The 25091-nt window shown below is 62.7% G+C and carries 24 protein-coding genes and 1 tRNA gene; 14 read left to right on the top strand and 11 right to left on the bottom strand.

The window, feature by feature from the left end; genetic code table 11:
- Window positions 1-1104: an LPS export ABC transporter permease LptG gene (gene lptG, locus CAF53_RS04715; protein ID WP_100237461.1), complete on the bottom strand. Its 1104-nt coding sequence runs from the start codon at window positions 1102-1104 to the stop codon at window positions 1-3.
- Between the two features lie 3 nt (window positions 1105-1107).
- Window positions 1108-2331, bottom strand: coding sequence for an LPS export ABC transporter permease LptF (lptF, locus tag CAF53_RS04710; RefSeq protein ID WP_046764821.1), 1224 nt, complete (start codon window positions 2329-2331; stop codon window positions 1108-1110).
- A gap of 130 nt (window positions 2332-2461) precedes the next feature.
- On the opposite strand from lptF, the gene CAF53_RS04705 reads away from it, so the two are divergent.
- A complete protein-coding gene (locus tag CAF53_RS04705) occupies window positions 2462-2956 on the top strand; it encodes a DUF2141 domain-containing protein (protein ID WP_046764820.1) in 495 nt (164 codons plus the stop codon).
- A 10-nt stretch (window positions 2957-2966) separates the two neighbouring features.
- Window positions 2967-3935, top strand: a complete 969-nt coding sequence (locus CAF53_RS04700; RefSeq protein WP_046764819.1) for a diacylglycerol kinase family protein — start codon at window positions 2967-2969, stop codon at window positions 3933-3935.
- A gap of 345 nt (window positions 3936-4280) precedes the next feature.
- Here the strand turns inward: CAF53_RS04700 and CAF53_RS04695 are convergent, their stop codons facing one another.
- Window positions 4281-5129 (bottom strand): methyltransferase domain-containing protein, encoded by an 849-nt coding sequence (locus CAF53_RS04695; RefSeq protein ID WP_046764818.1) that lies wholly within the window; start codon window positions 5127-5129, stop codon window positions 4281-4283.
- Between the two features lie 41 nt (window positions 5130-5170).
- Here CAF53_RS04695 and CAF53_RS04690 point away from each other — a divergent pair, with 41 nt between their 5' ends.
- From CAF53_RS04690 to CAF53_RS04670, 5 genes are all read left to right on the top strand, one after another.
- Window positions 5171-5929 (top strand): ComF family protein, encoded by a 759-nt coding sequence (locus CAF53_RS04690; RefSeq protein WP_046764817.1) that lies wholly within the window; start codon window positions 5171-5173, stop codon window positions 5927-5929.
- A gap of 49 nt (window positions 5930-5978) precedes the next feature.
- Window positions 5979-6236 (top strand): glutaredoxin 3, encoded by a 258-nt coding sequence (gene grxC, locus CAF53_RS04685; RefSeq protein ID WP_046764816.1) that lies wholly within the window; start codon window positions 5979-5981, stop codon window positions 6234-6236.
- 5 nt (window positions 6237-6241) lie between these two features.
- Complete coding sequence (locus tag CAF53_RS04680) at window positions 6242-7072, top strand: carbon-nitrogen hydrolase family protein (RefSeq protein WP_046764815.1); 831 nt, start codon at window positions 6242-6244, stop codon at window positions 7070-7072.
- Window positions 7069-7554, top strand: coding sequence for a DUF1178 family protein (locus CAF53_RS04675; RefSeq protein WP_046764814.1), 486 nt, complete (start codon window positions 7069-7071; stop codon window positions 7552-7554). Before CAF53_RS04680 ends, CAF53_RS04675 begins: the two co-directional genes overlap by 4 nt.
- Window positions 7555-7588: 34 nt before the next feature.
- A tRNA-Arg gene (locus CAF53_RS04670) sits at window positions 7589-7665 on the top strand.
- A 221-nt stretch (window positions 7666-7886) separates the two neighbouring features.
- Here CAF53_RS04670 and CAF53_RS04665 read toward each other — a convergent pair.
- Window positions 7887-8558, bottom strand: coding sequence for a GntR family transcriptional regulator (locus CAF53_RS04665; protein WP_100237460.1), 672 nt, complete (start codon window positions 8556-8558; stop codon window positions 7887-7889).
- A gap of 116 nt (window positions 8559-8674) precedes the next feature.
- Here CAF53_RS04665 and CAF53_RS04660 point away from each other — a divergent pair, with 116 nt between their 5' ends.
- From CAF53_RS04660 to CAF53_RS04650, 3 genes are read left to right on the top strand one after another with little or no spacing between them, the layout of a single operon-like run.
- Window positions 8675-10264, top strand: coding sequence for an FAD-binding oxidoreductase (locus tag CAF53_RS04660; RefSeq protein WP_157801223.1), 1590 nt, complete (start codon window positions 8675-8677; stop codon window positions 10262-10264).
- Window positions 10265-10294: 30 nt separating this feature from the next.
- Window positions 10295-10726, top strand: coding sequence for a hypothetical protein (locus CAF53_RS04655; protein ID WP_046764813.1), 432 nt, complete (start codon window positions 10295-10297; stop codon window positions 10724-10726).
- A gap of 24 nt (window positions 10727-10750) precedes the next feature.
- The gene (locus CAF53_RS04650; RefSeq protein ID WP_100237458.1) at window positions 10751-11560 is read left to right on the top strand and encodes an alpha/beta hydrolase; all 810 of its coding nucleotides are present in this window, start codon (window positions 10751-10753) and stop codon (window positions 11558-11560) included.
- A gap of 59 nt (window positions 11561-11619) precedes the next feature.
- Here CAF53_RS04650 and CAF53_RS04645 read toward each other — a convergent pair whose 3' ends face one another.
- The gene (locus CAF53_RS04645; protein ID WP_046764811.1) at window positions 11620-12144 is read right to left on the bottom strand and encodes a hypothetical protein; all 525 of its coding nucleotides are present in this window, start codon (window positions 12142-12144) and stop codon (window positions 11620-11622) included.
- Window positions 12141-13157 carry a hypothetical protein gene (locus CAF53_RS04640; RefSeq protein WP_100237457.1) on the bottom strand — a complete coding sequence of 339 codons (1017 nt, stop codon included), beginning with the start codon at window positions 13155-13157 and terminating at the stop codon, window positions 12141-12143. Before CAF53_RS04640 ends, CAF53_RS04645 begins: the two co-directional genes overlap by 4 nt.
- Before the next feature lie 534 nt (window positions 13158-13691).
- Between CAF53_RS04640 and CAF53_RS04635 the strand changes: the two genes are divergently transcribed.
- The 4 genes from CAF53_RS04635 (at window position 13692) to CAF53_RS04620 (ending at window position 18267) form a co-directional block, all read left to right on the top strand.
- Entirely contained in the window at window positions 13692-16127 is a 2436-nt protein-coding gene (locus CAF53_RS04635) for a TonB-dependent receptor (protein ID WP_197707363.1), read from the top strand.
- Window positions 16127-16570 carry a hypothetical protein gene (locus tag CAF53_RS04630; RefSeq protein WP_046764808.1) on the top strand — a complete coding sequence of 148 codons (444 nt, stop codon included), beginning with the start codon at window positions 16127-16129 and terminating at the stop codon, window positions 16568-16570. Before CAF53_RS04635 ends, CAF53_RS04630 begins: the two co-directional genes overlap by 1 nt.
- A gap of 121 nt (window positions 16571-16691) precedes the next feature.
- The gene (locus CAF53_RS04625) at window positions 16692-17867 is read left to right on the top strand and encodes a class I SAM-dependent methyltransferase (RefSeq protein WP_046764807.1); all 1176 of its coding nucleotides are present in this window, start codon (window positions 16692-16694) and stop codon (window positions 17865-17867) included.
- A gap of 55 nt (window positions 17868-17922) precedes the next feature.
- A complete protein-coding gene (locus tag CAF53_RS04620) occupies window positions 17923-18267 on the top strand; it encodes a hypothetical protein (protein ID WP_046764806.1) in 345 nt (114 codons plus the stop codon).
- A gap of 120 nt (window positions 18268-18387) precedes the next feature.
- Here CAF53_RS04620 and CAF53_RS04615 read toward each other — a convergent pair whose 3' ends face one another.
- From CAF53_RS04615 to CAF53_RS04595, 5 genes are read right to left on the bottom strand one after another with little or no spacing between them, the layout of a single operon-like run.
- Complete coding sequence (locus CAF53_RS04615; RefSeq protein WP_100237455.1) at window positions 18388-19011, bottom strand: N-carbamoylsarcosine amidohydrolase; 624 nt, start codon at window positions 19009-19011, stop codon at window positions 18388-18390.
- A complete protein-coding gene (locus CAF53_RS04610; protein ID WP_046764804.1) occupies window positions 19008-20204 on the bottom strand; it encodes a CoA transferase in 1197 nt (398 codons plus the stop codon). The genes CAF53_RS04615 and CAF53_RS04610 overlap by 4 nt, the downstream gene beginning before the upstream one ends.
- A 4-nt stretch (window positions 20205-20208) precedes the next feature.
- Window positions 20209-22086 (bottom strand): hydantoinase B/oxoprolinase family protein, encoded by a 1878-nt coding sequence (locus CAF53_RS04605; RefSeq protein ID WP_100237454.1) that lies wholly within the window; start codon window positions 22084-22086, stop codon window positions 20209-20211.
- Between the two features lie 14 nt (window positions 22087-22100).
- Window positions 22101-24122 (bottom strand): hydantoinase/oxoprolinase family protein, encoded by a 2022-nt coding sequence (locus tag CAF53_RS04600; protein ID WP_046764802.1) that lies wholly within the window; start codon window positions 24120-24122, stop codon window positions 22101-22103.
- Window positions 24119-25054 carry a hydroxymethylglutaryl-CoA lyase gene (locus CAF53_RS04595; protein ID WP_100237453.1) on the bottom strand — a complete coding sequence of 312 codons (936 nt, stop codon included), beginning with the start codon at window positions 25052-25054 and terminating at the stop codon, window positions 24119-24121. Before CAF53_RS04595 ends, CAF53_RS04600 begins: the two co-directional genes overlap by 4 nt.
- Between the last annotated feature and the right edge of the window lie 37 nt (window positions 25055-25091).

Below are 25091 nucleotides of genomic sequence, written 5' to 3'. Positions count from 1 at the left end.
CTATTCCTCCGTCCGGAACAGCACCGTTTCGCCCACCAGCAGGAACAGCAGAAACGGCGCCCAGGCCGCCAGGAACGGCGGATAGGCCCCCAGATTCCCCATGGCGAGCGAGAAATTGTCCGCCACGAAATAGGCAAAGCCCAGCGCCATCCCCATCACCGCGCGCACGAACAACTGCCCCGACCGCGCCAGCCCGAACGCCGCCACGGACCCCAGGATCGGCATCAGCAGCGCGGACAGCGGCCCCGACAGCTTATGCCACAGGCTGCCCTCCAGCTCCGCGGTCGGCCGCCCGGCATCGTGCAGGTCGCCGATCGCCGCCCGCAACTGGCTGAAGGTCAGTGCGTCGGGATCGACCTTGGCCAGGGTGAACTGATCGGGCCGGATGTCATGGCCGAAGCGGACCGTGCCGATCTGCCGTTCGGTCCCCCGCGCCACGTCGAACTGCCGCGCGCCTTCCAGTACCCAGCTCTTGCTGGCCGCGTCATAATGCCCCTTGGGCGCCTGGACGATGGTGGTCAGCGTATTGTTGACGCGGTTGAAGATCTCCACCTTGCGGAGCTGCACCGCCGTGCCGCGCCCGGCGACGATGGCGGCGGTCACCAGATTATTGCCGTCGCGCACCCACGGGCTGGCCTTGATGCCGCTATCGGGAGGGAGGGGGCCGTAATCCACCGCCTGCCAGGCCGAAAGCCGCGCGGTCGATCGCGCCACGATCCGTTCGTTGAAGGCATAGCTGATCATTGCCACGCCTAGCGCCGCCGCCAGCAACGGCGCCAATATCTGATGCGCCGACAGCCCCGCTGCCTTCATCGAGATGATCTCGCTGTTCTGGTTGAGGCTGGCGAGCATGATCAGCGTGCCGAGCAGCACGGAGAAGGGCAGGAAGCGGGCGACGATCTGCGGCGCGCGCAGCGCCACATAATGCCAGAGCTGCGCGTCGCCATTGCCTGCATAGGCGAGGATGTCGCCCGATTCGCCCAGCAGATCCAGCGTCTGGAGCACCGCCACCAGCATCGCCAGCACCGCGAAGGTCCGGGTCAGGAACAGCCGCGCCATATACCAGCTAAGCTGGCGCGACGGGAAGAAATTCAGTTGGTGCATGGATCAGACGGCTCCTTCCGCCATGGTTGCCGCCCTTGGTTGCCGCCGCCGGACAAGACCCAGCAGGCGGAGGAATTGCTTGGCGATCTTGGCGAAGGCATATTCCAGCGCGGCGATCGGCTGGCCGCCCGGCCGGTGCGCGATCACATGATACATCCACAGGATCAGCCCGGCGAACAGCAGGAACGGCCCCCATAGCGCGATGATCGGGTCGATCTTGCCCAGCGATCCCACGCCCTGCCCATATTCGTTGATCTTGTGATAGGTCACGATGAACACGATCGAGAGGAACACGCCCAGCGCCGAAGTGGATCGCTTGGGCGGAATGGCGAAGGCGAGCGCGGCCAGCGGCAGCAGCATCATCATCGCCACCTCCACCATGCGGAAATGGAAATTGGCGCGGATCTCGTTGCGCAGCTTGTCGGGCGTACCGGGATCATGGCCGATCGTCACCAGTTCCGGGATGGTCTTTTCCCGGTCGACGTCGCGGCCCCGGAACTTCTCGATCTGCGGCAGGTCGATCGGCAGGTCGTGGCTGGAAAAGGACAGGATTCGCGGCGACTTATATTTGGGCGCGTCGTTCACCAGCACGCCGTCGCGCAGGCGGAAGATGATGGTGTCGGGATCGTCGGTCGCCAGGAATTCGCCCTGCGCCGCCGTCACGGCGACGGTCTGGCCGTCCTTGCCGATGGCGCGGACGAAAATCCCTTGCAGATTGCGGCCTTCATCCAGGCTGCGCTCGATCCGCAGGGTCATGCGCTTGCCCAGATTGGTGAACTCGCCCACCTTGATCGATGCGCCCAGCGCGCCCGACCGCAGTTCGAAGCGCAGCGCCTCATAGGCATGGCGGGACAGCGGCTGGACGAAGCCGACAATGCCGAAATTGAGCAGCGCCAGCGCGATCGCATACATATAGGGCACGCGCAGCAAGCGGCCGTAGGACAGGCCGACGGCCCGCATCACGTCCAGCTCGGACGACATGGCCAGCTTGCGGAAGGCCAGCAATATGCCCAGCATCAGGCCGATCGGAATGCCCAGCGACAGATATTCGGGCATCATGTTGGCCAGCATCCGCCACACGACGCTGACCGGTCCCCCCTCCGCCGCGACGAAGTCGAACAGGCTCAGCATCTTGTCGAGCACCAGCAGCATGGCCGAGATCACCAGCGTCCCCAGCATGGGGAGGGCGATCAGGCGGGCGAGATATCTGTCGGTGGCTGTCAGCATTTCTCTATGTGGTCGTCCCATCACCATGATTTGGCCGCAAACCCCCCCCATATGCGAGTCAGGTAAGTTGCGGGGCGAACAGGGGCTCGCCGTCCGGTGTCAACGGGCGGCTATAGCTTCACGGAGTTGGATGGTCATGTTCAAAGTTGCAATGGGACTGATGTCGGTGGGGGCCTTGTTCGCGGCCGCCCCGGCCATCGCCCATGGTATGGAGATCGGCAACGACCTGGAACGTTGCTCCGCCACGGCGAAAGGGCCGGCGGTCCTGGTCGACGTGCGCGGCTTTGCCGCCTCGACCGGCACGGTGCGCGTGCAATCCTATCCCGCGACCAAGGCCGCCTGGCTGGCCAAGGGCGAATGGCTGGGCCGCATCGACGTGCCGGTGAAGGCCAGCAATGGCGAGATGCGCTTCTGCATGCCGGTGCCCCAACCGGGCAAATATGGAATCGCCGTGCGCCATGACCGCGACGGCAACGGCAAGACCGACATTTCCCGCGACGGCGGCGGCTTTTCCAACAATCCGTCGATCAGCATCTTCAACCTGGGCAAGCCGGGGGTCGAGAAGGCGGCCTTCTATGCAGGCCCCGGCGTGACGAAGATCACCATCAACCTCAAATATATGTGATCCCCCGACCATGGTCCGCGTCGCCCTCCTGTCCAATCCCAAATCCACGGGCAACCGGCAGACGCTTCCGCGCGTGCGCAGCTATTGCGCGAGCAACCCCGACATCTTCCATTATGAGGTGGAGCATGTCGACCAGATCGGCCGGGCGCTCCAGACCATCGCCCGCGTCGATCCGGTCGTCATCGTCATCAACGGCGGCGACGGCACGGTGCAGGCGGCGCTGACCGAACTTTATCAGGGCGAGCATTTCCAGGGCCGCGTGCCGCCGATCGCGGTGCTGCCCAACGGCAAGACCAACCTGATCGCGCTTGACCTCGGCATCCATGGCGATCCGATCAAGGCGCTGGAAAGGATCGTCCAGATCGCCAAGGCGGGCGTCGACGACCATGTCGTGGCGCGCGAACTGATCGCGCTGTCGGACGGGCAGGCGGAAAGCCGGCCGGTGCTGGGCATGTTCCTGGGTGGGGCGGGGTTGGCGGACTATATGCTCTATTGCCGCAACCAGATCTATCCGTTGGGCCTGTCCAACGGTATCAGTCATTTCCTGACGGTCATCGCGGTACTCGTCTCGCTGGTCTTTGGGGTTCGTGCCCGATTCCTGCCGCAATCCAGCCGTCCGGTGCGCATCTCCCTGATCCGCGACGGGCAACTGGCCGGGCGCTTCGCCGTGCTGATCGTGACGACATTGGAACGACTGCTGCTCGGCGTGCAGCCGGGCGACAGCCGGCGCGGCAATATGAAGCTGATGGCCGTCGACCAGAATCTGGCCGCCCTGCTGCGCCTTTTCTGGGCCAGTGTGACCAGGCGTGTGGGCAAGGCCCAGATGCAGGGTATCCATCTGGAACAGGGCGACGTGATCCGCATAGAGGGCGACCACAGCAGCGTCATATTGGACGGCGAACTGTTCGAAGCGTCCGAAGGCAAGCCCATCGTCCTGCGCTCCACCGAGCCGGTGCCGTTCCTTCGCCTGGCGGCCTGATGGCTTCCGGTGGTTTGGGCGGACGGCGGACATCCCCCCTTCATCCCCCCATGCTCCGGCCCCACGCTCCGGGTAAGGAGGATGTGACGGCCGCTCATGGCCCTTTCCCGACTCTGGCTCAGACCGACGGATGCCCAACGGCAACGGGTTGCTGAAAAAACATCCTATTTACCAACGGGTGCCCATTTCACCCTGTCCTATTCCGCGCCCGCGGGTCTATCCCGCATCCCTCTTTGAACCGTCCGATCCTCCTGCCTTCGCACACGCGCGCCCTGGCACGCGCGCGCATACAGTGTGAACTTCGACGTAAAACAGCCATTTCCGGGCGATTGGCGCGCATCGCCGTCAATGCTTCGGTTTGAGCGCCTCCGCCAACGACACGGTCGCACTGCCGCGCCGCGCCGGCTTCGCCTGACCGGGATCGGCCTTCCACCCGCTCAGATAGACGATCGCCATCTGCTCCGCCGTTCGTCCGTCCTCATCCGCGGCGGCAGCGAAATGCCCGGCCGCCCCGGCGATCGCCTCCCGCCGCAATATGGGCGGTCGGGAAACCAGTAGATTGCCCGCCCCCATGCCGCGCAAGTCATGCATCAGCCGCAGCACATCGCCATAGCGCACGGTCAGCATATCCCCATCCGCGACCGGCATGGTAAAGCCCGCCCGCGCCAGCAGGTCGCCCGCCGAACGCACATCGACCTGCGGATGGACATGCTGGCCCGGCCGGTCGCCTTCGCCGGCCATCAGCGCGGCGCGCAGCCGGGGCAGCGACCCCGCGCCGGTGAAGGCCGCCAGCATCAGCCCGTCCGGCCGCAACACCCGCTGCATCAGGATCAGCGCGCCCGGCAGGTCGTTGACGCTGTCGAGCGTGCCGCAGGCGACCACCAGGTCGAAACTCTCGTCGGCAAAGGGCAGGGCGTCCTCATCGACCTGCACCCCGCCCTGCGCGCGCGCCGCGGCAAAGCCGGGATCGGCGCAGACGACCGTCTTCCCCATGGCCTCCAGAGCCGCCCTGGCGCTGCCGTCGGGGCAGCCGATGACCAGCACCTCCTTCAATTCGCGCTGCACGTCGCCCAGCCGGTCGAGCAGTTCGTCCAGCATCGCCCGGTAGAGGAAATCATGGTCGGCAAAGCGCGCCATCATCCGGTCGCGCCGCCTGGCGCGCAGGGTGCGGTCGAAGATGTCGGGATTGGTCATGGCGGGCCTTGTGCATCGGCGACGGAGCGGGAACAAGGGAGATGATGTCCCTCCCGCCGCTTTCCAAGGTCTCCCCCTTGCTCAAGAGCCTGCTGCGTCCCGCGTTCGACTATGCCCTTCCGCCGCGTTGCCCCGGTTGCGGGCTGATCGTGGATGCCGATGACGCCTTCTGCCTGACCTGTTGGACTGGCATGCGTTTCCTGGGCGAGCCTTGCTGCGCGCGCTGCGGCGTCCCCTTCGCCTATGAGCAGGGGCTGGGCGCGGAATGCGGCGCATGCCTTGCCGATCCGCCGCCCTTCGACAGCGCGCGGGCGGTGCTCGCCTATGGCGATGTGGCCCGCGCCGTCGCGCTGCGGCTCAAATATGGGCGGCGTATCGGCCTTGCACGCCTGATCGCCCGGCAGATGGCGCGGCAGCTTCCAGCGGTGGAGGAACCGGTGATCGTGCCGGTGCCGTTGCATCGCTGGCGCCTGTGGTGGCGCGGGTTCAACCAGTCGGCGCTGATCGCCCGGCATCTGGGGCGGATGGCGGGGCTGCCGGTCGATCACCACGCCTTGCTCCGGACCCGGCGGACCATGCCGTTGCGGGGCATGGGCATGAAGGCGCGGGCAAAGGTGGTGCGGGGGGCCTTTGCGCTGGCATCGGACCATGGCCTCCAGGGACGGGCCGTGCTGCTGATCGACGACGTGCATACCAGCGGGGCGACGGCGGCGGCCTGCGCCCGGACGCTGAAACGCGGCGGCGCGGCGAGCGTTCATCTTCTTTGCTGGGCGCGGGTCGTGCCGGATGCGGACGATTGACAAAGGCGCGCCGAGCCACAATTTCGGCAGACAAGGAGTATCGAGACAGATGGCGAAGGTCGAAATCTATACCAAGGCGTGGTGCGGCTATTGTGCCCGCGCCAAGGCGCTACTGGAAGGCAAGGGCGTTCCGTTCGAGGAATATGACATCACCATGGGCGGACCGAAGCGCGAGGAAATGCTGGGCCGTGCCCATGGCGGGACGACAGTGCCCCAGATCTTCATCGACGGCACGCATGTCGGCGGCAGCGACGACTTGGCGGCGCTCGACCGGCAGGGCAAGCTCGACGCATTGCTGGGAGCATAAGTCCGATGCGCGCCGCGATCTTCCAGATGACCAGCGGGGTCGATCCTGCCGCCAACGCCGCCGCGATCGCGGAAATGGCGGCGCGTGCCAAAGGGGAGGGGGCGGATATGCTCTTCACCCCGGAAATGGCGGGATATCTGGACCGCGACCGCCAGCGGGCGGCGGCGACGCTGCGATCCGAGGCTGACGATCCGGTGCTGGCCGCCGTGCGGGAGGCTGCGGCGAAACAGGGCTTGTGGGTGCATCTTGGGTCCCTGCCGCTGAAGGACGAACGCATCGACGGGCGCTGGGCCAATCGCAGTTTCATGATCGACGACAGCGGCGAAATCCGCGCCCGCTACGACAAGATCCATCTCTTCGACGTCGATCTGGCGACGGGCGAGAGCTGGCGCGAATCCTCGGTCTACGGGCCGGGCGAGCGGGTTGTCGCGGTCGACACCCCCTGGGCGCGGATGGGGCTGTCGGTCTGCTATGACATGCGCTTTCCCGACCTTTACCGGGCGCTCACCAATGCCGGCGCGACCGTGCTCCTGATGCCCGCCGCCTTCACCGTGCCGACCGGCAGGGCGCACTGGCACATATTATTGCGGGCGCGGGCGATTGAGGCGGGCTGCTTCGTCATCGCCGCCGCGCAGACCGGCCATCATGCCGACGGCCGCGACACTTATGGCCACAGCCTGATCGTCGACCCCTGGGGGGATATCGTCCTCGACATGGGCGAAACCGCCGGTCTGGCTCTTGCGCAGATCGACTTGTCGCGCATAGAGGAAGTGCGCGGGCGGGTGCCTGCGCTCGCCAACCGGCGATCATTGCCCATGGATGTGACAGTGTCGTGATCGTTTTCGACCTCAAATGCCAATCCCAAGGCCATGTGTTCGAGGCCTGGTTCGGTTCCAGCGCCGATTATGAGGATCAGAAGAGGCGGGGCCTGCTCTCCTGTCCGCTCTGCGGCGACGCCGAGGTGGGAAAGGCCGTGATGGCGCCCGCCGTCGCGCCCAAGGGCAACAGCCGGGCCGAGGCATTGCCGGCCCAACTCGCCCCGTCCGATGGCGCATCGATCGCCATGGGTGCGGGCGAAGAGGCGAAGATGCGCGAACTGATCCAGGCACTGGCGCGGGCGCAGCAGAAGGCGCTGGAAGGGTCCACCTGGGTCGGGCGCGGCTTTGCCGAACAGGCTCGCGCCATGCATTATGGCGAACAGGACCGCAGCAGCATCCATGGCGAGGTCGCGCTGGAAGAGGCGCGGGCGCTGATCGCCGAGGGTGTGGAGGTCGCCCCGCTGCCTTTTCCGGTGGTTCCCCCTGAAGTGAAGAATTGACCGCATCCTTCGCGCAGCATAGAGCCGTCACGGCGCGCCCATAGCTCAGCAGGATAGAGCGTCGGATTCCTAATCCGAAGGCCACAGGTTCGAATCCTGTTGGGCGCACCATTTTCATCTCATGAATTCAATGGGTTTGAACTCATCCAGTGCGGGAACGGGCGATTTCGTGTTGCCATCGAAACCCGCGCAATTCCGCCATTCTCCGGTGATTTCCGAGATTTCCAGGCGGCTCCATGCAATGGGGATGCAACATGGACCGACCTTTGCCGCCAAGCGTCCGGACTATTTCATCGGGATCAGGTGGCGATCATCTGGCAGGTCGCTATCGATTATCCGCGCATCATTTGGAGTACCCAGCGGATATGGGCGACGAATGTTGCGACTGAGGTATGCTCGTCCCCAGAAAGAATTGTCGAATGAATAAGGCGGTAATTGTGTATGAACTGCGTCCAATTATCGCCAGGTGCAAATTCATGGATAAGGGACGTATAAAATCTTATATACGGCCTATTGTAAAAGAATTCCACGAAGTCATTGCCTGATATCTTATTCAAAACGGTATGATAACGATGAAGTGCCGATAGAAGTTCCCGCGCATTCTTCCGTTCGCATTGCTGTTCTATATCCTGGAAAGCCTTCTCGATAAGGGCGATCTCATCACGCTTGAGCTTTTTGTTCGTGACGCGGCGAACGCCGACGGCGAGCAGGGCCTCTGTGAACTCGAGGAAATTGAATAGCTGCTCCACCCCCAGCTTGCGGATGCGCGCACCTCTGTTGGCGATGAGTTCCACCACGCCCTCGCCCGCCAGAACGTGCAGCGCTTCCCTCACCGGTGCGCGGCTGACTCCATATTCTTCCGCTAGATCTGCTGCGATCAGGCGCTGGCCGGGGACATATTGTCCTTTCAGCACGCCTTCCACGATCGAGTCCACGACGAAACTCACAAGAGACGCGGCGTTCGATTCGTCCGTCTTCGACGGAGTTCCACCTTGGTTCTTCATGGCCGCCCTTTAACGCGGAACAAGCCTGCGGCCAAGCAACATCGTATTCATCATCGACAGACTTGCATGTCTACAAAAATGCATACAATATGGACGGCAAAATGGAAAGGATGTTCATGTCAGCTGCTGATAGGTCGCATAATCCGGAAATCATGGACCGCTTGCGCCAGATAGTGGGCACGGAGCATATGATCGAGGATGCGGAGCGTCGCGATTTCTTCTCCACCGATCTTAGTTGGCGGCCGGGCGAGGTGGCGGATGCAGTGATTCAGCCGGCCAGCATCGACGAACTGGCCGCGTCCGTGCAGTTGGTGACCCGAGAGGGGCGGGCGGTCGTCGCGCGGGGAGGCGGGATGTCCTATACCAGCGGCTACACGCCCGTCGAGAAGAACAGCGTGCTGGTCGACATGCGGCGGATGAACCGCATTCTCGAAATCAACGAAGACGATATGTACGTGATCGTCGAATGTGGTTGCACGTGGAAGACCTTGCATGAAGCGCTATCGCCGCTCGGCCTGCGTACGCCTTATTGGGGGCCGCTGTCCGGTGCCTATGCCACGGTTGGCGGCGCATTGTCGCAGAACAGCCTGTTTCATGGCTCGGGAACGGGAGGAACAGCGGCGGAAAGCGTGCTTGGCCTGAAGGTGGTGCTGGCGGACGGGACCGTTGTCAGCACGGGATCCTGGGGGCACAAGCATGGCAGTCCGTTCTGGCGGCATTTCGGCCCTGACATGACGGGCATTTTCCTCGCGGACACCGGGGCCATGGGAATAAAGGCGGCCGCTGCTCTTCGCCTCGTTCCGGCGCCGAAGCACACCGGCTATCTTTCCTATCGGTTCGACACGTTGGCGGCGATGCTGGCGGCGCAGGTCCGCATCGCCCGGCTGGGCATAGCCTCTGAATGTTACGGGTTCGATCCCTATTATAATGCGGGTTTCGAGAAGCAGGGCATCACGTTCGAGGAAGGTCTTTCCATCGTCGGCAAGATCGCGCGCAAAGGCGGCCTGAAAGGGTTGAAGCGGGCGGCGAAGGTCGCGTTCGGCGGCAAGAAGATCCTGAAGGACGTGCCCTATTCGCTGCACATGACATTGGATGGTTTGACGGAAGGTGTCGCCGCCGAACATACTGACCTCGCCGCCGAAATCTGCGTCGAAGAAGGCGGAACGGAGATGGCGAGCAGTATTCCGACCGTATTCCGCAATGCTCCCTTTGGTGGCGTGCGTACGATCTTGCTGGGATCTGACGGCGAGATATGGATTCCCGTCCATGGATATTTCCCTTTGTCGGTCGCGGTGAAGGCTGCCGAGGCCACGGAGAAATTTCTGGCGGAGCGCAAGCCGTTGATGGAGAAGCATGGGATCAAGACCTCCTATCTGACGTGTTTTTCGGGGCCGGAATTCGTGATCGAGCCGAGCTTTTACTGGCGCGATGCGCTCGGGCCGTTCCGCCTTTCACTGATCGAGCCTGAATTTGCGGAAAAGTGGAAGGATATCCCCGCCGATGAGGAACGGCGCGCCGTGGCGCTGGGACTGCGTGACGAATTGCGCGGTCTGTTCGATTCCCTTGGCGCCCTGCACCTGCAGATCGGCAAATATTATCCCTATCAGGAAATGATGGCCGACGGCACGCTGGTCCACCTGCTCAAGGGCGTGAAATCGGTGGTCGATCCGCAACGGCGGGTCAATCCGGGTTCGTTGGGGCTCTGAGAGTCTGTTTTACCATCGGGAGAGTGATAGATGGACGCGATTTCCTGGGGAAAATTCGGTCTTTACAATTGTCGGGACAGCGACCTTGACGAGGCGCCCGACCTGGAGTTTCCTTTTGCCGCAGGGTCCCGTTTCAGGGCAGTCAACACCGGCATCGACGAACCTGCCTGCCAGATCAATTATGAGGACTTCTTCAAGGGCGTCGACATTGTCTGGACACTTGCTCATGACGAAGTTCAATATGTCGTTTCCGGCCGGGCGGAGATCGAATATCATCTGCCACCGCTGATGCTGGAAACCGGCAAGGTCGTCGCCGAAGCCGGATCGGTCTATTTCCTGCCGCGTGGATGCCGCGTCGTGTGGCGCGTTCTGTCCGACGAACCTTTCCGCCATCTGTGCATCACCTATCCCAATCCGGGCTATCCCATATCGGTGGCGGCCAGCGTCGCCGCTCGGAACTGAAGCCCTTTCCTCGGAGATTTTCGAATGGTGCATGTGCGCAAGGCCTATTGCGAAACGGCGGAGGGAGAACAGGTCCATTACAGGCATGCGGCAGGCGACCGTGGCCCGGTGGTCTTCTTTCACCAGACTGCCAGTTCAAGCCAGATGTATCTGAAGACGTTCGAGCGGATCGGCGGCTCCTGGGACTGCTATGCCTTCGATACGCCGGGCTTCGGCGGTTCTTTCGATCCCGCGGCCGATACCAAGCCGCCCATGAGCCAATATGTCGACTGGATGTACCAGGCCGTCCGCTCCGCCGGCATCGATCGTTGCCATCTCGTCGGCCATCATACCGGCGCCTGTATCGCGACGGAGATGGCGGCGCGTTATCCCGATCTGGCCAAGAGCGTCACGCTGGCGGGCCCGGTGCCCCTGACGGAGGATGAGCGGATCGAATTTTCCCGGCATTTCGGAACGCCGTTCACCCCGACCGTCAGCGGTTCCTATCTGCTCGACAATTGGGACTATCTCCGCGCATTGGGCGCGCATGAGGATGTCATGCTCTTCCATCGCGAAATGGCGGACATGCTGCGGGCATGGTGGGGCCGCATCCAGTCCTACAGCGCGGTATGGGGGCAGGATTTCACCCGCTTCTACCGCGAACTGGCATGTCCGATCCTGATCATGGCGGCGCCGCAGGACGTGCTCCGTCCCTATCTGGACCGTGCCCGAGAAATCCGCCCGGACGCGAGGGTGTTGGATATTGCAGGTGCCAATTTCGAACCCGATCTCGATCCCGACCGGTTCGCTCACGGCATCGCCGCCTTCTTCTCCACAGTGGAGAAATCATCCTGAGACGAAACGGGGCCGATGTCGTCGGCCCCGTTCGCATTCCGGTCGGATCGTGCCGGCCCTTATCGAGGGCCGGCGACCAGTTCTCCGATGATGGCGTTCGATGCCGGGTCGGACCGGGATATGAAACGGCGCGTGAATCCCGGCGATTGCGCCTGGCCGACGACATTCTGCGTGATCCGCCACTGTTCCCCGACGGAAGAGAGGTCGAGCGATATCTCGATCAGCGGCGCATAGGCACCCGCATCGCCGGATACATATTCCGCCACATAGCATTGATAGTTGAGCGCGGGATCGCCCTCGGGCGCGACGCCCCAGAGCTTCACCCAATTGGCGGCGAATTCGGCGAGCGGTCCGTCGGTCCATACATCGTCCGCCGTCTTGCCCGGTTCGATCAGCAGGAAATCGAAATGGGTATAGGGAAAAGCCTCGGTGGGCCCGCCCGCGACCCGCCAGTTGGTATAATGATGCACCGGCGGGCGACTGTTGAAGAAGGGATTGTCGACATCCTGAAGCCATTGCTCATAGCCGCGCTCCTCCGAATCCGAGCGCGGCGTATAGGGCAGGAAGCAGATCAACCGGCTCATTCGCCGCACTCCTTTCGCGTCCAGCTGGCACGGAATTTCGACGATGTGCCCTGCTTGCCGGGCATATACGGGACCTTGTCGCCCACGTCCTCATCGCCCCACTTGTTGCGGCCTTCACCCTGGCGCCATGCCTGATAGGCGCTCGATTCCTCCTGCATCCGGGCGATCGGATGATCATGCCAGCACACATGTTCGGTCGGAACATCCCATGCGGCGCTGTCCATATAGGCCTGGGCCAGCTTCTCCGCTTCCGGATAGGGGCGTGGCGGCCAGGGATAGCCCATCGGGGCATCGGTATGCACCAGGATGAGCGCGCCGCTCCGTGACGCGAAGGGCGCATGATACCATTCCTGCGGGTGGACCACGACGCTACCGATGCCCATCTGTCCTTCATTGACCAGGAAGCAGTCGCCCTGCAGCAGGATGATTTCCTCGAAACATTCGTGATGGACATGTTCCCCCGCGGCGATCAGGCCGGGTTCCAGATATTGGAACCTTATATATCCGCCGGGCCCGCCGTCGAAACCTTCGTCCGTGGGATGGGGAACGGGGTCAGGCTTGCGCAAGGACTTGTGCATCGCCCCGGTGCAGCCCGGCATGCTGTTGACCCATTGTTCCTCCCACGGGCGGACGACACGGTTGCGCGTGTAGGGGAAGGGGAATGCAGGCATGTTGGGATTCCAGAAGGCGAGCGCGAGCGCGCCTCTTTCGGAATAGAGTTCGCCGCCGCCGCATAGTTGTGGAACATGGACATAGCCGGATGCGCCAACGCGATCGCCGTTGAGCGAGAGGTCGCCGCGCAGCAGGAAGAGCTCCAGGCTCGCGAGCTGGGCATCGGTCCGGCCGCGCCAGCCGGGCGGCAGGTCCAGCACGAAGGTGCGTGAGCCCGAGCGCGGATCGGCGCTCATCAACGATCCATTCAAGCCGTCAAGTATATCGGGAGCGTCGAGGCGGGATCGATTCAATCCCAGCAGATTGTAGAAGCCAGGTTCGTCCCGTCTTGTATGGTCCATGAATCACCTCCTAAATGATAAGCAAGAATGTATGCAAAATTTTGGGGATTGCCATCCCAAATTCGAAATGGCGCTAAAAGCCGTTCTTCAGCCGACATGTGGGGCCATCGGTACGGCAACAGAAAATATGGAATAAATAATTGATTTACAGTAATATTTCGTGATTCCAACCCGCATGCCGGTAGCTATCGCTGCCTCATTGCCGACAGCGTCGGCCTCGCTCGAATTTCCTGGTTCATTCGGAGGTGACGCGTCCCTCGGTCGTCCATCCTGGTTCTGCATCACGCTCCGGGGTCCGACGTTTCGAATATCTATCGATATTTAATTAAAACACTGAAATATAGAGATAAATCTTGATAAATCGAAGATTTTCGCTTGTTCGCATGCGTTCTTTCCATGTCGAAAGGCTGAATTTTACCGGTTGACACCAGGCCAAAATTCCATTCAATAATGTATACAAATAATGAGACACCGAAATGGAGTCCAGCTTATCCGACGCCTGAAGGCGCTGCTATCAAAAGGGGAAGGGAAAAAATGCTCAAGCTCACGACTTCCGTTGCCGCACTTGCCTATGCCGCTTTGGCCATGTCCGCCAATGCGCAGGATGTGGCCGCCGACAATAAACATCCCGTCAGCAAAGCGGCCAGAGCTGATGAGGCCGAGATCGTCGTGACGGGCCTCAAGCGCGATCAGGCCTTCGTGGAAGTGCCGGTTGCCGTCCAGGTGTTTGATGCGACCGCGATCCACCGGGCCGGGATCACGCGCCCGCAGGATTTCCTTGCCATGACGCCGAACGTGTCGTTCCAGGTCGCCAACCACGCCGGCGAATTCTTCGTCAACATCCGCGGCCAGACCTCCATTCGCCAGTCCGAGGGCGCCGTGGCGGTGGTGATCGACGGGGTGCAACTGGCCACGCAGAATGAATTCAACGGCGAACTGTTCGACATTCAGCAGATCGAAGTGCTGAAAGGACCGCAGGGCGCGCTGTACGGTCGCAACGCGTCGGCCGGCGCGATCGTCATCACGACCAAGGCGCCTACGGACGATTTCGAGGGGCAGGTGACGGCCGGCTACGGCAACTGGAACTCCAGCCGCATGAACGGCAGCGTCAGCGGGGCGATCATTCCCGGCAAGCTCCGCTTCCGCGCCTCGGTGGCGTTCAACGACACGGATGGACCCTACACGAACATCAACACCGGCGAAAAGCCGATGCGGTCGAATGAAAAGCTGGCCAGGTTGCGGCTTGACTGGGAAGCGGGCGAAAACACCAATGTCGATTTCCGGCTCAACGGCAGCCGGCTGCTGGGCGGCGCCATCGCCTATAATGCGCAGGTCGTCGGCACGACCATCGGCGGCGTTCCCGTGACCCGGATCGACACCAACGACACCAGCCTGCCCTTCACCAATGATGTGCCGGGCCGCAATCGCCAGGACAAATTCTCGACATCGCTGAAGATCGATCATGACTTCGGATTTGCGAAGCTGACGTCTGTCACGTCCTACAACATGATCAGCGACAATTATCAGGCCAAGAACTATCCCTATGCAGGATGGTCCTATGGTGGAAACGACTTTGTCAGCGGTGCGCTGGGCGGGATCGATGCCCTGGTGCTGTTCGGCGACAATACGCAGAAATTCCGTATCGCCAACCGCGCCTTCATCCAGGAACTGCGCCTGACATCGTCCAATGACGGGCCGCTGCGCTGGCAGGCTGGTGTCTTCTTCCTGAAGTCCAAGCGCCGGTTCACCACCGAACAGGGATTGAACGGTCGTCTGCCGACGGATGGGGCGGGCAACTTGCTGCCCCCGTTCAGTGGGCTGGTTTCGCCGATCACGCGCAACCTGATCGGCGGCGGCAGCATCCTGCCCACGCGCGGGATCGACGGGCCTGAAACCAATAACGGCACGCTCAACTATGACGACAATCTCTACCGTGCCCGCAACTTCGCGCCGTTCGGCAATATCCAATATGACATTACCGACAATATCGAGTTCCAGGGCGCCCTGCGTTACGATATCGAGCGGCGGTCCATTCGGACGCTGACGCCCGACATCGCCAATCCTTTCTTCGGTGTCGCGACGGGCGCTCCTCAGGCGACCTACAATCTCTGCGTCGCGACGACCGGCCGTGCCGCTGCCGATTGCCATGCGGACCGGACGTTCAAGCAGATGCAGCCAAAGGCTACGCTGACCTATAAATTCCCCGGACGGAACGGGTCCATCTATGCGGGCTATGGCAAGAGCTTCAAGTCGGGCGGTTTCAACCCGATCGGGACGCGCGACACGCTGCTGGTCAGCCTTCCCAATGTTCTGGTCCAGGACAGTTATGGCAAGGAAGTCGCCGACTCCTACGAAATCGGCTTCAAGTCGTTGTGGTTCAACCGCCGGGTGAGCTTCAACGGCGCGGCCTATTACACCAAGGTCAGCAACGCGCAGCAGTTCGAATTCTTCCCGACGGGCGGTATCCAGTCGATTTCGCAGATCAAGCGGACCCGCATCCAGGGCTTTGAATTCGACATCAACGCCCGCTTGACCGACACGCTGACCATCTTCGGCGGCTATGGTCTTGCCGATACCAAGATCGTCGACATCGACAGCCAGGATCCGGTCGATCGGGCCGACATCATCGGCAAGCGCGTACCGTTCGCCGCCAATTACAATCTCAGCGCCGGTTTCCAACTGACGCAACCGATCAACGACCGGCTGGATTTCCTGCTGCGCGGCGATTATTCGCGGACGGGTTCGATCTGGTACGATCAGCGCAACCAGCCCAATACCAAGCGTGACCCGGTCGACCTGGTCAATGCCCGTATCGGCCTCAGCAGCGATCGCTGGGAACTGGCGCTGTGGTCGAAGAATCTCTTCAACGAGAAATATAATAGCGAAGCCGTCGTGATCCTGCCCATCGCGCACGCCGTGTATCGGGCGCCGGATCGCAGCGTCGGCGTGGAAGCCAAGGTGAAGTTCTGATGGCGATCGGGCTGGCCCCTGCCGCGCGCTCCATATTCGAAGCGCATGACATCGATCATGCGGCGCTGGATCAGGCGCCGCTGTTCGACCTGCCCTTCAATCCGGGCGTGCGGATAAGGGGATATAGCGCGATCAACCAGCCCAATTGTCAGATCATCATCGAAGACTTCATGCCCGGTGACGAGTTCGTCTGGACCTTTGCCCATGACGAGATCCAATATGCCATTTCGGGCGAGATGGAGGTGGAGGTCTATATGCCTCCCCTCTATTCCGAAATGGTCCGGGCGACGATCAGGGCGGGAACAGTGTACAGCTATCCCGTAGGTGCACGAAAACATGTCAGGATCACGAGCAAGGAGCCATTTCGGCACATCTGCTTTTGTCCCCCAAGTCCCGATTATCCGTTCCCGACTCTGGAGGAGATCAGGAACGGCCGAACATAGTGCGGGACAGCCCGAGCCGGCGGTGTCGGCATGCAAGGAATGGCCGGAGACATCCGGCCGGGCAGCCGGCCGCCGGGCGGGTCGGACTGGATGTTGACGTTGCGATGGAAAGGAAAAGCTCATGGAAGCGGCAATTGATCTGAAAACCCAATATCGTCATGCGGTGTTGCCCAAGACGGTCTCCGACGAGGCGTCGCGGCAGGAATTCGTGAAGAGCCTGAAACTGCATCTTGCCAGCAAGGTGGCGCCCGGCAACCGGCTGGCCTATGAGGCGCGGGCGGGCAAGGCCTATGCCGCGGCGACAGGCAGCGCGCCGGCCAACTATCATGAAATCCGCAAGGCCATGGCCGACGATCCCTATTTCCGCTTCTGGTCCGCGCTCCAGCGCAACAGCCAGGAAATGATGTGGAATGCGGTGCAGGTCCCCGTTCAACGCTCGCTCGACACGCTGATCGATGTTGGCCGGACGGAAGGGGATGCGGGCGGCACGCTGACGCTGAATCCCGATATGGAGATTCCGCGCTACCACCGGATGGTCGACATCCATTGCATGCCGGGCGGATACCATACTGATTTCGCGCAGAATGACGTCGCGAACGGTGCGGTCTACGACCGGGCCGTCTATCTCTATGCCATGGGTCGCATGGGGCCATTCAACTCCGATATCGGCGATACGACCATCGCCTATCTGAAGCAGAATTTCCCCGATCTGAAGCCCCGACGCATTCTCGACATGGGCTGCACCGTGGGTCATTCGACGCTGCCCTATTGTGATGCCTATCCCGAGGCGGAGGTCTACGGCATCGATGTCGGCGCTCCGGTTCTGCGCTACGCCCATGCGCGGGCGCAGGATCTGGGCCAGAAGGTCCATTTCAGCCAGCAGAACGCGGAACATACCAATTTCGACGACGGCTTCTTCGACCTGATCGTCAGCCACATCCTGGTTCATGAAACCAGCCACAAGGCGATGCGCAACATCATGCGCGAAGCCCATCGGCTGCTCTCGCCGGGCGGCGTGGTCATTCATGCCGAAACCCCGCCCTATCGGGCGCTGGAGGCCTTCGATGCCTTCATGCTCGATTGGGACACGCGCAACAATAACGAGCCTTATTGGGGGGCGAGCCACGAAATCGTGTCGGCCGACATCGCCCGCGAAACCGGCTTCGACCCGGCGAAGGCGTTCGAGGGCATGCAGACCAGCGTGTTCGACGCTGCGGAAGCGGAGAGAACCAAGGTCTTCCAGGGCGGCGACTTTGGCGGCGCCGGCATGTGGTACGTCTGGGGCGCGCAGAAATAATAGGGAATGGCGGGGCGCACAGCCCCGCCGATATTGGCAGAGAAGACAGTCATCTATGGTAGAATTGCAGAAGAAGGCGCGCGGTCAGCGGCCGAGCTATTTCGAAGATCCCGCCGTCGACAAGCTGATGGCGATCACGCTGGCGCTGACGGGAGAGGTCGCCGTCCTGCGCGACCGGATCGACACGATCGAGCGCCTGTCCGCGGAGGGTAAATCGATCAGCCCCGAGGCGGTCGACGCCTATGAGCCCGATGAGAAGGTGCGCGAGATCCGGAACGCGTTGCGCGACACCTATCTGGATGTGGTGCTGCGCATCGTGCATCAGGAACGGGAGGAACTGGAACATCAGCTCGCGAACCAACCCTATGACGATGTCGTGACGACGGTATCGACCAATTGATTCCCGTCACCGGGACGGGCGCAAGCCTGTTCCCGCGCGGTCGAGAGAAAAATCCCGGCATAAGCCGGGATTTTTGTTTGTGCCGATGTCGGAGGAAATGGTCGGGAAGGCTAAATCCGTTCAAACTCGCCGAAGCAGGTCGATCGCGGCCTGTTCGCCAACCACCTCGGCATATTTGGCCTGGAGATCGAACAGGTTCGCTTCATGGGGTCCGGGATGCCGATCCGCGCAGGCATCACGTATGACGAACGGGATGAAGCCATGCTGCAACGCGTCCACCGCCGACGCCCGGACGCAGCCGGACGTGGAAAATCCCGTGATCAGAAGCGTGTCGACCCCCAGGCTGGTGAGCGTGGCGGCCAGCGATGTGCCGAAAAAGGCGGAGGCATATTGTTTGGTGACGACGATTTCGTCGCTGCGGGGCTGAAGCGTCTCCGGGAAGGCGCCCAGCGGCGACCCTTTCAGAAACGCCTTGAGGGCGGGAACCTTCCTGAAGAACCGGCCGCCATCCGTGCCCCCCGCCTGATATTCGACATTGGTGAATATGACCGGCACTCCCGCCGTCCTGGCGGCGGCCAGCAATCGCTGGTTCGACGCCAGCGCATCCTCTGCCCGGGCATAGAGGCTCGATGCCGGATCGAGATAGGCGCGAACGACGTCGATGATCAACAGCGCTATCCTGCTGCCTGGCCGGAGCGATCCGTCGAACGCTCCGGCATAGTTGGCGGCCAGTTCGTCCTTCATATGGCCGACACGGCCTTCAGCCGCTCGAGCTCCGCCGCGTCCAGGCCGAGCAGTTCGCCGTAGATCGCCTCATTATCCTGCCCGATGGTGGCAGGGGCCAGCGTACGGATGCTGCTGGGCGTATCCGACAGTTTGGGGAAGGCGTTCTGCATCTTGAACTTGCCCCAGCGCGGGGAATCCACCTCCACCAGCGCATCGCGCGCCGCGAAATGGGGATCTTCCAGCATCTCCGGCGCGCGGTAGATCTTGCCGGCGGGGACGCTGTGTTTGATCATCAGCGCCTCGACGGCTTCGACGGTCAGCGTGCGCGTCCAGCTTTCGATCAGCTCGTCCAGTTCCTTCTGATTCTGCCCGCGCGCCAGATGGGTGGCATAGCGCGGATCGGACGCCAGTTCGGGCCGGCCCATGGCTTCGCAAAGCCGTGCGAAGACCGCGTCCTGGTTGGCGCCGATCAGATATTCGCCATCGCTGCACTGGTAGACATTGGAAGGCGCGACGCCCTCCAGGACCGATCCGGTGCGCTTCCGGATATGATGGGAGATCATATATTCGGGCACCAGGCTTTCCATGACCTGCAGGACGGCCTCATAGAGGGCGCTGTCGACCACCTGGCCTCTGCCGGTCCGCTCGCGGGCGTGAAGAGCGGCAAGGGCGCCCATGCAGCCATAGGTCGCGGCCAGGCTGTCGCCGATCGACACGCCCACGCGGCTGGGCGGACGGTCCGCGTCGCCGACGATGTAGCGCCAACCGCCCATGGCCTCGCCGATGCCGCCAAAGCCGGCATAGCTGGAATAGGGGCCGGTCTGCCCATATCCCGACACGCGCACGATGATCAGGCGGGGGTTGATGGCGTGCAACGCATCGGAACCCAGGCCCCATTTCTCCATCGTGCCGGGCTTGAAATTCTCGATCAATATGTCCGCAGTGGCCGCCAGTTTGCGGACGAGTTCCTGCCCCTCGGGGATGCGGAGGTTGGCGGAAACGGATTTCTTGTTCCGCGCCACGACCTCCCACCATAATTTGGCGTCGCCATGCCCCCAGTTGCGCATCGGATCGCCCTGGGCGGGGGGTTCGACCTTGATCACTTCCGCGCCCATGTCGCCCAGAAGCTGGCCGCAGAACGGCCCGGCGATGAGCTGTCCGAGTTCGATCACCCGGATGCCCGCGAGCGCGCCTTCAACATTCTTCGTCATAATCTCACTCGGCTGCGATATGTTGGGAATTCCACCGGGGCTGGACGGGGGCGGGGAGGCCGGTCTCCTCCAGGCTGCGTTCCCTCAGCGTCTCAAGGTCTGGCCCGAAGTCGAAAACCCCGACCGCACCGCGTTCCCGGCGCATATTGTCGCGCAGGTCGGCGGTCGCCCGTTCATCGACGCTGCCCTCGCCATCGAGCACCACGCCATAGGCACGGGCACCCTGGACGGTGACGAGGCCCTGGACGACCTCCTTCGCCACCAGTGCGGGATCGCGGTCGAGCGGGTCGCCCCAGCCGCCGCCGCCCCAGGTGATGAAGTGCAGGACGTCGTCGGTCTCGACCGTGAAATCCTCGACCTTGTTGCCGATGATCGTCCGGGTGCCATCGGGCTTTTCCAGTATCTTGCGCGCCCGCGCGCCGGGGCGGCCGCCATTGACGCCCCAGGGCGGCACGAACCAGCGGTCGTCATGGACGGCGATCACGCCGGGCTCCAGAAAGCGGTAGGACATGACGATCCCGTTGCCGCCGCGATGCAGGCCCGCGCCGCCCGAATCCGCGACCGTGCCATATTGTTCGATGACCAGCGGGAAATAGCGCTCCAGAAATTCATTGGGCACATTGGTGAACCCTGGCCAGAGCGAGTGACCGTCCGGCCCGTCGCCCAGCGGACGGCCGGGAATGCCGCCGAAGCCGATCTGGAACAGTTGGAACCAGTCCCCCTTCCGGTCGGTGCCGGCATAGAAGAGATGGGGCGAGGAAGAGAAACCGGCCGCATTCAGGAATTGCGGCGTCTTCTGGCCGAGCAGGCCGCCCAATATGTCGAAGATCCGGCCCAGGGCATGGGTGCGCCCCGAAAGCGCCGCCGGGAATTTCGGTTTCAGCAACGATCCATCCGGGATCCTGACGTCGATCAGGTCGTAGAAGCCGTCATTGAACAGGATCATCGGATCGAAAACCATGATCATGTAGATGCCGAAGAACATCTTGAACATGTTTTCGTTGAGATAGAAGTTGATCGACCCGACCGATTGGGGATCGGTGCCGGTGAAGTCGAGAATGACCTTCTCGCCCTCGCGCCACATCGTGCATTTCAGCTTATATGGCCCATATCCCATCCCGTCGTCGCAGATATAATCCTCGAAACTGACCTTTTCCTCACTGATGGCCTGACCCAGCAAAGTCTTCATCGCGCGATAATTGCGCGCCAGAAGTTCTCCCGTGGCCGTGACATAAGTGTCGATGCCGAAGCGATCGGCCATCTCCTCGATCCGCCGCGCTGCCACGCGGCAGGAAGCGATGAGGGCATTCAGGTCCGCGGCGCACCAGTCGGGCGTGCGCGACTGGTGGAGCGCGAGCTTCACCAGATCTTCGTTATACTGCCCGTTGCGATAGATCTTCACCGGCGGGATGCGCACCCCTTCCTGGAAGATGCTGGTCGCGTCGATCGGCATCGATCCGGGAACCTTGCCGCCAATGTCGGACTGGTGTCCGAACATCGCCGTATAGGCGAGCAGCCGGCCGTCCTTGAACACCGGCAGCAGCACCAGCCAGTCATTGCTGTGGCTGACGGCGCCTTCCACCGAATAGGGATCGGAAAGAAGGAACATGTCGCCTTCCTCCACCGTGCCGTCATATCCGTTCAGGAAGCCGCCGATGAAGGAGCCGAACTGGCCCACGATCATGCGTCCTTCATGGTCGGCGATCAGCGGGAAGGCGTCACCCTGTTCCCGGATGCCGGGCGACATGGCGGTGCGAACCAGGGTCGCGTCCATTTCGGTGCGCGCATTGCGAAGCGCGTTTTCAATGACTTCGAGCGTCACCGGGTCCACGGTCGTCTTGGCGAAGCTCGTCTCGTTGCTCTGGATTATCCGTGCGGGCATGGATCGCGTTCCGTTCAGGCCAGGGTGATCAGGATGTTGCCGACATGGTCGACGGTGGCGACGCAGTCGGCTTCGATGAGGGTCGTGGAGTCCATTTCCACCACGATGGCGGGACCCTTGATGACGTCCTTCGCCTTCAGCTTCGCGCGATCGTAGATGACGGCCGGTTGCATGCGGCCGTCGATCCATAGTTCATGATCGCGGATCTTGGCTTCGCACGGATCGCCATTCCCCTCCGGCAGGCGTGCGGCCGGCAGGTCGAGCGCCTTGCCCAGCCCGATCGCGCGCAGGTTCACGATCTCGTGCTGGCTGTCCATGTTGAAGGTGAACAGGCGGCGATGCTCATCGTCGAACCGGCGGGTGAGGTTGGCGATACCTTCGGCTTCAAGGGCGTCGAGCGTGACCGGCATCGGCACTTCGAAGGCCTGACCGGAATAGCGCACGTCGACCTCGAAATCGACTTCGGTGTCGTCGGCCGTGATGGCATCGGCCATGTCGCGCAGGATGCCGCAAAGCTCATCCACCGTCGTGTCCGATGCCAGCTTGGAGAAGGAGCGCGCCGTTTCCGTCCGCATCCGTGTGGTGGCATCGCCCAGGGCGCACAGCACGCCGGGGGAAACCGGCGAAACGGCGGGCCAACTGCCCATCAGCCGCGCCACCGCGTTCACATGGAGCGGACCGGCACCGCCGAACCCCATCAGCGCGAAGTCGCGGGGGTCGTAGCCCTGCTGGACGGAGATCATGCGCAGCGCCCCGAACATATTCTCGTTGACGATGTCGATGATGCCCCGCGCCGCTTCGAACAGGTCGATGCCCAACGCGTCCGCGATGGTCTGGACGGCGGCGACGGCGGCTGGCCGGTCGAGCTTGAAGCTGCCGCCGAGCAGCGCTTCGGGAAGGTAGCCGAGCACGACATTGGCGTCGGTCACGGTCGGAAGCGTACCGCCCTTGCCATAGGCGACGGGGCCGGGCACCGCGCCCGCCGATTGCGGGCCGACGCGCAGCGCGCCCGTCAACTGGGGCACATAGGCGATCGAACCGCCGCCGGCGCCCACCGTCTTGACGTCCAGCGCGGAGGCGCGGACCGCCAGATGCCCGACTTCGGTGGTGCGGACGCGGCGCGCTTCCAGATTCTCGATGAGCGCGACGTCGGTGGACGTGCCGCCGACGTCCAGCGTCAGGATGTTCCTGATCCCGGCATTCTTGCCGACCCAGATCGCGCCGGTGACGCCACCCGCCGGACCGGACATCAGCAGCGATACCGGCTGTTCCTCGGACTTTTCGGACGACATCAGGCCGCCATCGGAGCGCAGGAGGCTGAGTTGGCCCGCCATGCCCGCATCGCGTAGCTTGGCGCGCAGATTGCGGACGTAACGGCCGACCACAGGACGCACCGCGGCATTGGCGACAGTGGTCAGCGTCCGCTCATATTCCTGCATTTCCGGCAGCACTTCATGGCTGAGGGACACGGGAACATCCGGCAGGATTTCGGCCGCCAGTTCGCCCACGCGGCGTTCATGCGCGCCGTTGAGATAGGCGTTCATCAGGGACACGGTGAGCGCTTCGACGCCCTGCGCCTTGATCTTCAGCAAGGCGGCGCGGATATCGTCGTCGTCGATCGGCCGCAACTCGTTGCCGCGCGCATCCATGCGCCCCATGATCTCGAACGTATCCTCCAGCGCGGCGAGCGGCTGGGGCTTGGGCCATACGATCCATCCCGCCAGTCCGCCCGGCACGAAACTGCGTGCGATCTGCATGATCTGGCGATAGCCCTGGGTGACGATCAGCCCCACGCGCGCGCCCTTGCCCTCCAGGACGGCGTTGGTCGCGACGGTCGTGCCGTGCAGGAATATCTCCACGTCGGACGGCGTGATCCCGGCCTTGGCGCAGACCGCCTCCACCCCGGTCAGGATGCCGACCGAACTGTCATGCGGAGTCGATGGCGTCTTGTGGCGCCAGAATGTGCCCTTGTCCTCGGCGAACAGGAGCAGGTCGGTAAAGGTGCCTCCGACATCGACACCCAGGCGGTAGCTCATCGATCATCCTTCGTGGCTGGAGAAATGGGACGGGGAAAGGGGCCTGCGCGGCTGAGCAGGGCAGGAACGTCGCGGTCCATCTGCTGTCCCAGCCACAGGGCGGTTTCGATCGCCCGATCGAGCCTGATGCCCGTCGACACGCCGGAGCGGTCGAGCATGTACAGCAGATCCTCGGTGGCGATATTGCCGGTGGCGTTGGGCGCGAACGGACACCCGCCGATGCCGCCGACGGCGGAATCCAGCGTTGCCGCGCCCGCCTGGATGGCTGCCCATGCATTGGCATAGCCGGTGTTGCGGGTATTGTGCAGATGGACCCGAACGGGAAGGGGGGCGATGGCGCGGCGCACCCGTTCCACCAGATCATGGACCTGGGCGGGCACCGCGACGCCGATCGTGTCGGCCAGCGCTATCTCCACCGGTCCCGCTTCCGCCAGGCGGGCCGCCATGGCCACGACCCGATCGGCGGGAACCTCCCCCTCGAACGGGCAGCCGAAAGCGGCGCCGATCGTGATCTGCGCATCCCGGCCGTCCGTGCGGGCGATGCGGACGATGTCGCCCGCAACATCGGCGGATTCGGCGGAGCTTTGTCCCTGGTTCCGCTGCGCGAAGCTGTCGCTGGCCACGCAGACCGCGCCGATCTGGCCGATCTTCGTCTCCAGCGCACGGAACAGGCCCCGCTTGTTCATGACCAGCCCTATCGTCACGACATTGTCGGGCAGGGCGAGACCCGCGATCACGGCTTCGGCGTCGGCCATCTGGGGCACGCGATCGGCCCGGACGAAGCTTGCCACCTCGATCCGTCGCGCGCCCGCCGCCGCCATATGCTCGATCAGCATGATTTTCTGTTCCGTCGAGAACAGCGTCTTTTCATTCTGCAGTCCGTCCCGCGGGGCGACCTCGACGATCTCGATGAAGGGTTTGTCCGGAATCATGTAGGCAGTATTGTATACAAAAATAGGGTTGTAAAGG

It is taken from the genome of Sphingobium sp. LB126 (genome assembly GCF_002795205.1).
Classification (GTDB): Bacteria; Pseudomonadota; Alphaproteobacteria; order Sphingomonadales; family Sphingomonadaceae; genus Sphingobium; species Sphingobium chungbukense.
This window is presented reverse-complemented; position numbering and strand designations above follow the sequence as displayed.

Coding starts and splice junctions, on each gene's coding strand:
- CAF53_RS04630 (WP_046764808.1), top strand. CDS start 16,127: ATGGCGATCGGGCTGGCCCCTGCCGCGCGCTCCATATTCGAAGCGCAT.
- CAF53_RS04645 (WP_046764811.1), bottom strand. CDS start 12,144: ATGAGCCGGTTGATCTGCTTCCTGCCCTATACGCCGCGCTCGGATTCG.
- CAF53_RS04615 (WP_100237455.1), bottom strand. CDS start 19,011: ATGAAGGACGAACTGGCCGCCAACTATGCCGGAGCGTTCGACGGATCG.
- CAF53_RS04665 (WP_100237460.1), bottom strand. CDS start 8,558: ATGAAGAACCAAGGTGGAACTCCGTCGAAGACGGACGAATCGAACGCC.
- CAF53_RS04705 (WP_046764820.1), top strand. CDS start 2,462: ATGGTCATGTTCAAAGTTGCAATGGGACTGATGTCGGTGGGGGCCTTG.
- CAF53_RS04695 (WP_046764818.1), bottom strand. CDS start 5,129: ATGACCAATCCCGACATCTTCGACCGCACCCTGCGCGCCAGGCGGCGC.
- CAF53_RS04605 (WP_100237454.1), bottom strand. CDS start 22,086: ATGCCCGCACGGATAATCCAGAGCAACGAGACGAGCTTCGCCAAGACG.
- CAF53_RS04680 (WP_046764815.1), top strand. CDS start 6,242: ATGCGCGCCGCGATCTTCCAGATGACCAGCGGGGTCGATCCTGCCGCC.
- lptG (WP_100237461.1), bottom strand. CDS start 1,104: ATGCACCAACTGAATTTCTTCCCGTCGCGCCAGCTTAGCTGGTATATG.
- CAF53_RS04610 (WP_046764804.1), bottom strand. CDS start 20,204: ATGACGAAGAATGTTGAAGGCGCGCTCGCGGGCATCCGGGTGATCGAA.
- CAF53_RS04635 (WP_197707363.1), top strand. CDS start 13,692: ATGCTCAAGCTCACGACTTCCGTTGCCGCACTTGCCTATGCCGCTTTG.
- grxC (WP_046764816.1), top strand. CDS start 5,979: ATGGCGAAGGTCGAAATCTATACCAAGGCGTGGTGCGGCTATTGTGCC.
- CAF53_RS04595 (WP_100237453.1), bottom strand. CDS start 25,054: ATGATTCCGGACAAACCCTTCATCGAGATCGTCGAGGTCGCCCCGCGG.
- CAF53_RS04600 (WP_046764802.1), bottom strand. CDS start 24,122: ATGAGCTACCGCCTGGGTGTCGATGTCGGAGGCACCTTTACCGACCTG.
- CAF53_RS04640 (WP_100237457.1), bottom strand. CDS start 13,157: ATGGACCATACAAGACGGGACGAACCTGGCTTCTACAATCTGCTGGGA.
- CAF53_RS04625 (WP_046764807.1), top strand. CDS start 16,692: ATGGAAGCGGCAATTGATCTGAAAACCCAATATCGTCATGCGGTGTTG.
- CAF53_RS04700 (WP_046764819.1), top strand. CDS start 2,967: ATGGTCCGCGTCGCCCTCCTGTCCAATCCCAAATCCACGGGCAACCGG.
- CAF53_RS04690 (WP_046764817.1), top strand. CDS start 5,171: ATGATGTCCCTCCCGCCGCTTTCCAAGGTCTCCCCCTTGCTCAAGAGC.
- CAF53_RS04660 (WP_157801223.1), top strand. CDS start 8,675: ATGTCAGCTGCTGATAGGTCGCATAATCCGGAAATCATGGACCGCTTG.
- CAF53_RS04650 (WP_100237458.1), top strand. CDS start 10,751: ATGGTGCATGTGCGCAAGGCCTATTGCGAAACGGCGGAGGGAGAACAG.
- CAF53_RS04620 (WP_046764806.1), top strand. CDS start 17,923: ATGGTAGAATTGCAGAAGAAGGCGCGCGGTCAGCGGCCGAGCTATTTC.
- lptF (WP_046764821.1), bottom strand. CDS start 2,331: ATGCTGACAGCCACCGACAGATATCTCGCCCGCCTGATCGCCCTCCCC.
- CAF53_RS04655 (WP_046764813.1), top strand. CDS start 10,295: ATGGACGCGATTTCCTGGGGAAAATTCGGTCTTTACAATTGTCGGGAC.